At 49.4% G+C, this 7830-nt stretch carries 9 protein-coding genes and 1 rRNA gene; 9 read left to right on the forward strand and 1 reads right to left on the reverse strand.

Annotated features, from left to right (window positions below; genetic code table 11):
- Window positions 1-56 precede the first annotated feature (56 nt).
- The 7 genes from ACTVDO_RS15790 (at window position 57) to perR (ending at window position 5568) form a co-directional block, all read left to right on the forward strand.
- Window positions 57-1061 (forward strand): ABC transporter ATP-binding protein, encoded by a 1005-nt coding sequence (locus ACTVDO_RS15790; protein WP_020958703.1) that lies wholly within the window; start codon window positions 57-59, stop codon window positions 1059-1061.
- Window positions 1054-1845, forward strand: a complete 792-nt coding sequence (locus tag ACTVDO_RS15795) for an ABC transporter permease (protein WP_020958704.1) — start codon at window positions 1054-1056, stop codon at window positions 1843-1845. Before ACTVDO_RS15790 ends, ACTVDO_RS15795 begins: the two co-directional genes overlap by 8 nt.
- 3 nt (window positions 1846-1848) lie before the next feature.
- Window positions 1849-2634: an ABC transporter permease gene (locus ACTVDO_RS15800; protein WP_020958705.1), complete on the forward strand. Its 786-nt coding sequence runs from the start codon at window positions 1849-1851 to the stop codon at window positions 2632-2634.
- A 153-nt stretch (window positions 2635-2787) separates the two neighbouring features.
- Window positions 2788-3741 (forward strand): L-lactate dehydrogenase, encoded by a 954-nt coding sequence (locus ACTVDO_RS15805; protein WP_442901840.1) that lies wholly within the window; start codon window positions 2788-2790, stop codon window positions 3739-3741.
- A 201-nt stretch (window positions 3742-3942) separates the two neighbouring features.
- Window positions 3943-4347 (forward strand): potassium channel family protein, encoded by a 405-nt coding sequence (locus ACTVDO_RS15810; RefSeq protein WP_020958707.1) that lies wholly within the window; start codon window positions 3943-3945, stop codon window positions 4345-4347.
- Between the two features lie 63 nt (window positions 4348-4410).
- Window positions 4411-4887, forward strand: coding sequence for a thioredoxin-dependent thiol peroxidase (bcp, locus tag ACTVDO_RS15815; RefSeq protein ID WP_020958708.1), 477 nt, complete (start codon window positions 4411-4413; stop codon window positions 4885-4887).
- 228 nt (window positions 4888-5115) lie between these two features.
- Window positions 5116-5568, forward strand: coding sequence for a peroxide-responsive transcriptional repressor PerR (gene perR / locus ACTVDO_RS15820; protein WP_020958709.1), 453 nt, complete (start codon window positions 5116-5118; stop codon window positions 5566-5568).
- Between the two features lie 26 nt (window positions 5569-5594).
- Here the strand turns inward: perR and ACTVDO_RS15825 are convergent, their stop codons facing one another.
- The gene (locus ACTVDO_RS15825; RefSeq protein WP_020958710.1) at window positions 5595-5948 is read right to left on the reverse strand and encodes a YgzB family protein; all 354 of its coding nucleotides are present in this window, start codon (window positions 5946-5948) and stop codon (window positions 5595-5597) included.
- Window positions 5949-6346: 398 nt separating this feature from the next.
- Here ACTVDO_RS15825 and ACTVDO_RS15830 point away from each other — a divergent pair, with 398 nt between their 5' ends.
- Together ACTVDO_RS15830 and ACTVDO_RS15835 are read left to right on the forward strand one after the other, a co-directional pair.
- On the forward strand, window positions 6347-7228 hold the full coding sequence (locus tag ACTVDO_RS15830; protein WP_020958711.1) for a nucleotidyltransferase-like protein: 882 nt from the start codon (window positions 6347-6349) through the stop codon (window positions 7226-7228).
- A 499-nt stretch (window positions 7229-7727) separates the two neighbouring features.
- Window positions 7728-7830 (forward strand): 16S ribosomal RNA (locus tag ACTVDO_RS15835); the annotation flags it as partial.

Raw genomic sequence — 7830 nt, forward strand, 5'->3', positions numbered from 1 at the left:
GAGAAGGGCGAATGTCGTCCTTCTTGATGTTGATGTGAAGAGGCAGGAGGAGAACGATGAACGCCATCGAGGTAGAACAATTGTGCAAAGAATTTAAGGTGCATGCCAGCCGCTCCGGCCTCGTCGGAGCGTTTCGCGATTTATGGACGCGCCGTTATACGACCGTCCGGGCGGTGGACGGCATTTCATTTACGGTCAAACAAGGGGAGATCGTCGGTTATATTGGCGAAAACGGCGCCGGCAAGTCAACGACAATTAAAATGTTGACCGGCATTTTAACGCCGACATCCGGGCGTATTGTCGTCAACGGGATGAACCCGCATAAAGAACGGGAGAAATTCGTGCGGACGATTGGCGTTGTCTTCGGCCAGCGTTCGCAATTATGGTGGGACATCGCCGTGCAAGAATCGTTCCGGCTGTTGAAAAAAGTGTACCGCGTCCCGGATGGGCAATATCGCCGTCATATGGGTGAGGTCATCGAGATGCTAGAGATCGGCCCGCTCCTTGACAAACCGGTGCGCAAGCTGTCGCTCGGGCAGCGGATGCGCTGTGAGCTTGCCGCTGCGCTCATTCACAACCCGCCGCTGTTGTTTTTGGACGAGCCGACCATCGGTCTTGATGTGTTGGTGAAACTGAACATCCGTCAGTTTTTAAAACAGTTGAACGAACGGTACGGGACGACGATTTTGTTGACGACGCATGATATGTCGGACATCGAGGCGCTGTGCGAGCGGGTGATTATGCTCGATGAAGGAAAAATCATTTATGACGGTTCGCTTGAGCAGTTGAAAGAAAAATGGGGGCAAGGAAAGAGGGTTTCGTTTACATTTGCTGAAGGAGCAGCCCCCGCTGCCTTGCAGGAGCTGACGGTCGGATTGGGCGTTAACTGGAAACAAGGCGAACAGCCGAACATTTGGGTGGCGCACGTTCCATCAGGAGGCGTGCCGGAAGTCGTCAGCCGCGTCGCCGCCCGCTATGCGCTGCAAGACATCCGCATTCATGAAGTGCCGACGGAAGAAATCGTCCGCAACATTTACGAAGAAGGTGCTGTTCGTGGATAAGTATACGGAAATGATCCGCATCCGCTTTTTAATGATGCTCGCATACCGAACGAACTATTATACAGGCATTCTGATTTATGCCATTAACATCGCGGCGTACTACTTCCTCTGGTCGGCCATTTACGGAGACAAACCGTCGATGCAAGGGATGTCGCTCGCCCAAATGACGACGTATGTCGCCATTTCCTGGCTGTCGCGGGCGTTTTACTTTAACAACATCGACCGCGAAATCGCCATGGAAATTCGCGACGGAAAAGTAGCGACGGAACTCATCCGCCCGTACAGCTACTTAGGGATGAAGGCGGTGCAAGGGCTCGGTGAAGGGCTGTTTCGCCTGTTCTTTCTATCATTGCCGGGACTGGTGGTCGTGTCGCTCTTTTTGCCGCTCGAGTTCCCGGAAAACGCCCATACATGGCTGTCGTTTAGTTTGTCGCTCCTGTTGAGTTTTGTCATTTATTCGGAGCTGAACTTGCTGGCGGGGGTGGTGACGTTTTTTACGTTCCGAAATGAAGGGCTGCTCAGGGCAAAGCGGTTTATTATTGATCTATTTTCCGGTCTTATTTTGCCTTTGTCGTTTTACCCGGATTGGGCGCAGCAGCTCATGGCGTATATGCCGTTTCAAGCCATCAGCTACATTCCAAGCATGATCATTACAGAAAGCTTCCAAGGCGCCGCTGTGAGCGATGGATTGTTCACGCAGGCGGCATGGTGCGTGTTGTTATTGTTTCCGATTGGGTGGTTATGGCGGGCGGCGAAAAAACGGCTCGTCGTGCAAGGGGGGTAGACATTGTTTTACGTATCTGTCTTTTTTCAATATATGGCCCAGTATATGAAGACAAAATTGCAATACCGCGCCGATTTGCTCATTGAATGGTTGTCCGACTTAATGGCGCAGGCGGTCAACTTAGTGTTCTTGCTCGTTGTGTTTGGCCATACGCCGCTGCTTCACGGTTGGACCCGCGATGAAGTGTTGTTTATTTACGGCTTTTTCCTTGTGCCGTACGCCGTATTTGGCGCCTTTTTTAATCTATGGGATTTCAACGAGCGCTACATTGTTCAGGGAGAAATGGACCGCGTGTTGACGCGCCCGGTTCACAGCCTGTTCCAGATCATTTTGGAGCGGATGGAACTTGAATCGCTGCTTGGCGCCATCCCGGGGCTGATCATTATGGCATACGCCAGCGACCGTTTAGCACTTACGTTTCATTGGTACGATGTCTTTATCTTTATTTTATTTGTCATCGGCGGGGCGTTCATTTACGCCGGCATTTTCATTTCGTTGGCCACGATCAGCTTTTTTGCCGACGCCCGTACGTCGATCATGCCGATGATGTATAACATCAGCAGCTACGGCCGTTATCCGATCGATATTTATCATCGCGTCATCCGTTACATTTTAACGTGGGTGTTGCCGTTTGCCTTCGTCGGTGTCTATCCGGCTTCCTATTTTCTTAACAGGCAGGAATGGTACGGCTATGCGTTTATGACCCCGGCTGTCGGCGCGTTGTTTTTCGTCATCGCTGTGATGCTTTGGAACGCCGGGGTCAGGAGGTACCGCGGGACGGGGAGCTGACGGCCCCGTCCGTTTTTGTTAGATCAATAGAGATTGCCATTAAAATGACAAACAACGGTCAAACAATCGCCATAATCGTTTATGCATAGTTCTTGTCTTATTGCGTAAAATAATTTGTGAATGTGTTCACAATTGTAAGGAGGGAGAACAGTGATGAAAAACGGAGGAGGAAACCGGGTGGCGGTCATCGGCACTGGGTTTGTCGGTGCTAGCTATGCGTTTGCTTTAATGAATCAAGGGATTGCTGATGAGATTGTGCTCATTGACGCAAATGAAAACAAGGCCATGGGCGATGCGATGGATTTAAACCATGGAAAAGTGTTTGCGCCGAAGCCGGCCGGCATTTGGCATGGCGATTACCGCGACTGCCGTGATGCGGATTTGGTCGTCATTTGCGCCGGTGCCAACCAAAAACCGGGCGAGACGCGGCTTGATTTGGTGGACAAAAATATTGCCATTTTCCGTTCGATCGTCGAATCAGTTATGGCTTCCGGATTTCAAGGGTTGTTTCTTGTCGCCACTAACCCGGTCGACATTTTGACTTACGCGACATGGAAGTTTAGCGGACTGCCGCAGGAGCGGGTGATCGGTTCGGGGACCATTTTAGATACAGCGCGATTCCGCTTTTTATTAGGCGAGTATTTCGCCATCGCTCCAACGAATGTACACGCCTATATTATCGGCGAACACGGCGATACGGAGCTTCCGGTCTGGAGTCAGGCTGATATCGGCGGTGTGCCGATCCGCAAGCTGATCGAATCAAAAGGAGAACAGGCACGAGAAGAGTTGGAACGCATTTTCGTCAATGTACGTGATGCCGCCTACCAAATTATTGAGAAAAAGGGAGCGACGTACTACGGCATTGCCATGGGGTTGGCCAGGGTCACACGCGCTATCTTGCATAACGAAAATGCCATTTTGACCGTCTCAGCCTATCTGGACGGTCCATATGGGGAACGTGACGTCTACATCGGTGTGCCGGCTGTCATCAATCGCAACGGCGTCCGTGAGGTAATCGAGCTTGAACTGGACGATAATGAACAAAAATGGTTTCGCCATAGCGCGGCGACGCTTAAAGGTGTGTTGTCCCGCTCTTTTTCGCAGTGAGATGAGACGCTGACCTTACGCAAAAATAGGGAAAGCTGGCGCAAACAGTGGCTCTGCTCTGCCAAACGGGCAGCCTAAGAAGGCGGCGTGGCTCCGTCCCCACGGTTTCAAGCAACCATCGAGGTGGCAGCGGCTCACTCCGTCATAATTGTCCATCTGTGCACGTATATATGAACAACAGACAGAGATGGAGGGAACGCGATGGATTACGCCTTCCTCGGAGTGGTTACTGCCGTACTGCTCGGGAGCATCACCTCGCTTTGGACCGTGCGCGTTCAAGCGCGGCGCCGCCTTTCGCTCGACAATTTGTGGGTGCTCGTTCAGTGGTATTTAACAATGATGCTCGGCTTTGCCATGATTTATATGATTTTGCAGGCAAACGGCCATGCGGTGTTTATCCCGTCTTCACACAGTGAGGCGGAGAACCGTTTGTCTTTGCTTGAGGATAGCTTGTACTTAAGCGGCATGACGCTTTTGTCGGTCGGATATGGAGACGTCACTCCAATCGGCATCGGGCGTTGGATCGCCATTGCCGAAGCGCTTCTTGGCTACATTATGCCGGCTGTTATCGTGACGCGCACCGTATTTGACTGGGACCACCGCTAACGGTTGCAATTTTCCTCCTTCTTCGCTACGCTAAAAGAAAATGAAGAAGACGGAGGGAGTGCCATGACGATCGCCATTGGCCAGCCGGCCCCAGACTTTACCTTGCCGGCAAGCAGTGGGGAAATGGTTTCGCTTTCAGACTTCCGAGGCCAATATGTCGTGCTTTATTTTTATCCGAAAGACATGACGCCTGGGTGCACGGCCGAGGCGTGCGACTTTCGTGACCGCTATGAGACGTTTACCGGATTGAATACCGTCATCTTAGGAGTAAGCACCGACCCGGTCGAGCGGCATGAAACGTTTATTCAGAAATATAAGCTGCCGTTTTTGCTTCTTTCTGACGAACAACACCACGTAGCGGAAATGTATGGGGTTTGGAAGAAAAAGCGGAATTTCGGAAAGGAATATATGGGCATTGAGCGCTCGACATTCATTATCGCCCCTGACGGAACATTGGCAAAAGAATGGCGTGGAGTGAAAGTGAAAGGGCACGTCGATGAGGCGCTCGCGGAAGTTGCCCGATTGACGTCATCTAGGTAAGCGTCCAAACAATATAAGTTGTTTTGCGTATGATACATAGTAACCTCCTCAAATGAATGAAATATGGTGGGTGGAAAATATTTCTGCCCCCCTTTTTTTTGTTAAAAAGACGCTTAAGCCCATATATTAATGGTATCTATATTGACAAAAGGCATACATTCCTTGTAGACTAATTATAAATATTATAAAATGATAATTTTTTTTATCTTTTTGCAGAGAGTGGGGTGCATGACGGTGTCTGCCAATGAGCAACTGAAGGAAGCGCTGGATATGCTGAAAAAGACGGGCATACGCATCACGCCGCAGCGTCATGCGATATTGGAGTATTTGATCAGCTCGATGTCCCATCCGACAGCTGATGAAATATATAAAGCGCTGGAAGGGAAATTTCCGAATATGAGCGTAGCTACCGTCTACAATAACTTGCGCGTCTTTAAAGAAATCGGGCTTGTCAAAGAGCTGACATACGGTGATTCGTCAAGCCGGTTCGATTTTGTCACATCCAATCATTATCATGTCATTTGTGAACAGTGCGGCAAAATCGTGGACTTCCACTACCCGGCGCTCGATGAAGTCGAGCAGCTTGCTGCTCACGTTACCGGCTTTAAAGTCGATCATCATCGCATGGAAGTGTATGGGCTATGTCCTGACTGTCAAAAAAGCAAAGGGCGCACGCATTAAAAAAGCTGATAGCTTGAAAGCGGCTATCAGCTTTTTCTTTTGTGATTGTATTTCTCGTCAAACTCTTTTCCTTCAAGTTCGCGATCCAACGTCAGCGGCTCGCGGCAAAACATGCATAAATCAACACGCCCGAGCATTTTCGTCACCTTGCCGCATGATGGGCAAACGACTTGGACGGCTCTCGTGGAGAGTGTGCCGATCCAAAAGTATACAATGCCGCTCGCAACAAGAAATAAAAGCCCAAGCACCATAAACAGCGTCATGACGATCGGGGATGTCCGGAAAAACAGTCCGAGATACATGACGATGACGCCGACAAAAATCAAACTTAAAGCGAACGTGCGAATTTTGTTGATTTTACTCGAATATTTGATACCCATGGTCGTCCCTCCTACATACATCACTATACCATAAAACAGGGGGAGACCGGGAAGGAGAAATAAGCAAAATCAGCCTGTGTTTTTTATTTTGGAGAAAGGAAATTTTCGTTTTTTGTCGAATAACGAACGACAGCTATAAGCTCCTGCCTTTTACTGAACAAGGAGGCGATGGCGACTGGCCACGGGCGATAAAAAACGGTCAGTGGCCGCAAGAAACGGGGGATTTTCTTGTGCAATGCTTCATCTTCACGCAGCAGGCGGTTGAACCTTTGAAGATGTTGGAAGGAGGGAACCCGTTACAGATAGGCGCGGTGCGAAGGAAAAGAGAACTTTCGTGCTGGCTTTGCAGCTGAAGGAAGAAGGTGCTGCATGTTTTCCTTCTGTAACGGAAACAGCCTATGGAACAATTTTTGCGCCCGATATGTCAAGAATGGGCAAGCCGATGCAATACGCACGGAATTTTAATGATTGAAAAAGCAGTTTGCCATACGGCGGTGACTGATACGTTTGATGCTGTGCTGCTAGTCATTGTGGATTCGCAAAGCGAACCAGTATTTTTGAAACATTATTCACTGGACAGTGAAAAGGCGGCGCTTTATGTGGTCAATGAACAGAAGTTAAATGAATGGCTCATTCTCGGGTCGCCCCGAAAAGCTATTGACTGGGTATTTAATGGGAAAGTTATATTTGACCGCAGTGATTATATTAGGCAGCTTCGCCGGCGTCTCGAACAGTTTCCGCCCCGGCAGCGGCAACTCAAAATGGGAATTGAGTTTGCTAAACTGATCCGTCGCTATATCGATGGCAAGGCGCTGTTCATGGCCCGGCATTGGCTTGATTCGTACAACCATATGGTGCAGGCGTTGCACCATTTAGCCCGGCTAACGTTGATTGAGTATGGGTTTTATCCAGAAGTGACGGTGTGGAGCCAAGTAAAACATATGAATGGACAAGTGTATAAGCTATATGAGGAGTTGGTCGGCAGCGAGGAACCGTTGCCGAAGCGGCTTGAACTTCTATTGCTGGCAAGTGAGTTTCTCATTCATTCTTCCGTTGCGGCAGGCTCAATCCATCTATGTGAAGTGCTGAAGGAAAAAGAAGGCGCATGGAGTATTGCCGAAATGGCCTGTCACCCGCAACTCGCCCCTTATTCAGTCGACCTTGCCATCATGGTTGAGTATTTAGTTGAGAGAAGAGTATTGGCCGCAGTAGAAAGACCGACAGGGGGAAACAAGATAGCGGAGCGTTATTATGCCGTACAGAGGGGGGAAGCAAGATGACTCTCTCCCACCTACTCCTTATTTAACATTTCCTGAAAGAAGTCTCTCGCTTCTAAACGTCTCCCTACACGTTCCTTGAAGTGGGAGACTTCTTTCAGAAATCCGTTAAAAAGTAAAAAGGCTATTGACTTCTATGGAGAACGATGATATATTTTAAATCGCTGCCGCGATGGACAAAGGTTGCGGCGCAAGATGAATAAAAAAATGTTGACAACAAATAATAAAAGTGCTATAATATAAAAGTCGTTTCGAAAGAACGACAAACAAAGTTGATTTCACCTTGTTCCTTGAAAACTGAACGAAACGAAGCGCAAGCGAAAAGCTTCGGCCTGATATTTCGCCTAAAAGCAACCCGCGTCCTGCGGGTAACGACGAAATATCGCCATCCTGGCGATCGCGATGGGCAAATGTTCTTCGCCTGCAGGGATGTTTACATTCCGGAGGCGAAGGTTGTTTGACCCCGGACGGCGGGCCGAAGCTGGATTAGCCAATCAACTTTCTTTTGGAGAGTTTGATCCTGGCTCAGGACGAACGCTGGCGGCGTGCCTAATACATGCAAGTCGAGCGGACCGGATCAGGGCTTGCCTTGATTCGGTCAGCGG

It is taken from the genome of Geobacillus sp. BK01, from assembly GCF_052220245.1.
In the GTDB taxonomy this organism is placed as follows: domain Bacteria; phylum Bacillota; class Bacilli; order Bacillales; family Anoxybacillaceae; genus Geobacillus.

What these genes read in the sequence shown, in the direction of transcription:
- ACTVDO_RS15790 (WP_020958703.1), top strand. Translation starts at nt 57, where the DNA reads ATGAACGCCATCGAGGTAGAACAATTGTGCAAAGAATTTAAGGTGCAT.
- ACTVDO_RS15805 (WP_442901840.1), top strand. Translation starts at nt 2,788, where the DNA reads ATGAAAAACGGAGGAGGAAACCGGGTGGCGGTCATCGGCACTGGGTTT.
- ACTVDO_RS15810 (WP_020958707.1), top strand. Translation starts at nt 3,943, where the DNA reads ATGGATTACGCCTTCCTCGGAGTGGTTACTGCCGTACTGCTCGGGAGC.
- bcp (WP_020958708.1), top strand. Translation starts at nt 4,411, where the DNA reads ATGACGATCGCCATTGGCCAGCCGGCCCCAGACTTTACCTTGCCGGCA.
- perR (WP_020958709.1), top strand. Translation starts at nt 5,116, where the DNA reads ATGACGGTGTCTGCCAATGAGCAACTGAAGGAAGCGCTGGATATGCTG.
- ACTVDO_RS15825 (WP_020958710.1), bottom strand. Translation starts at nt 5,948, where the DNA reads ATGGGTATCAAATATTCGAGTAAAATCAACAAAATTCGCACGTTCGCT.
- ACTVDO_RS15830 (WP_020958711.1), top strand. Translation starts at nt 6,347, where the DNA reads ATGGAACAATTTTTGCGCCCGATATGTCAAGAATGGGCAAGCCGATGC.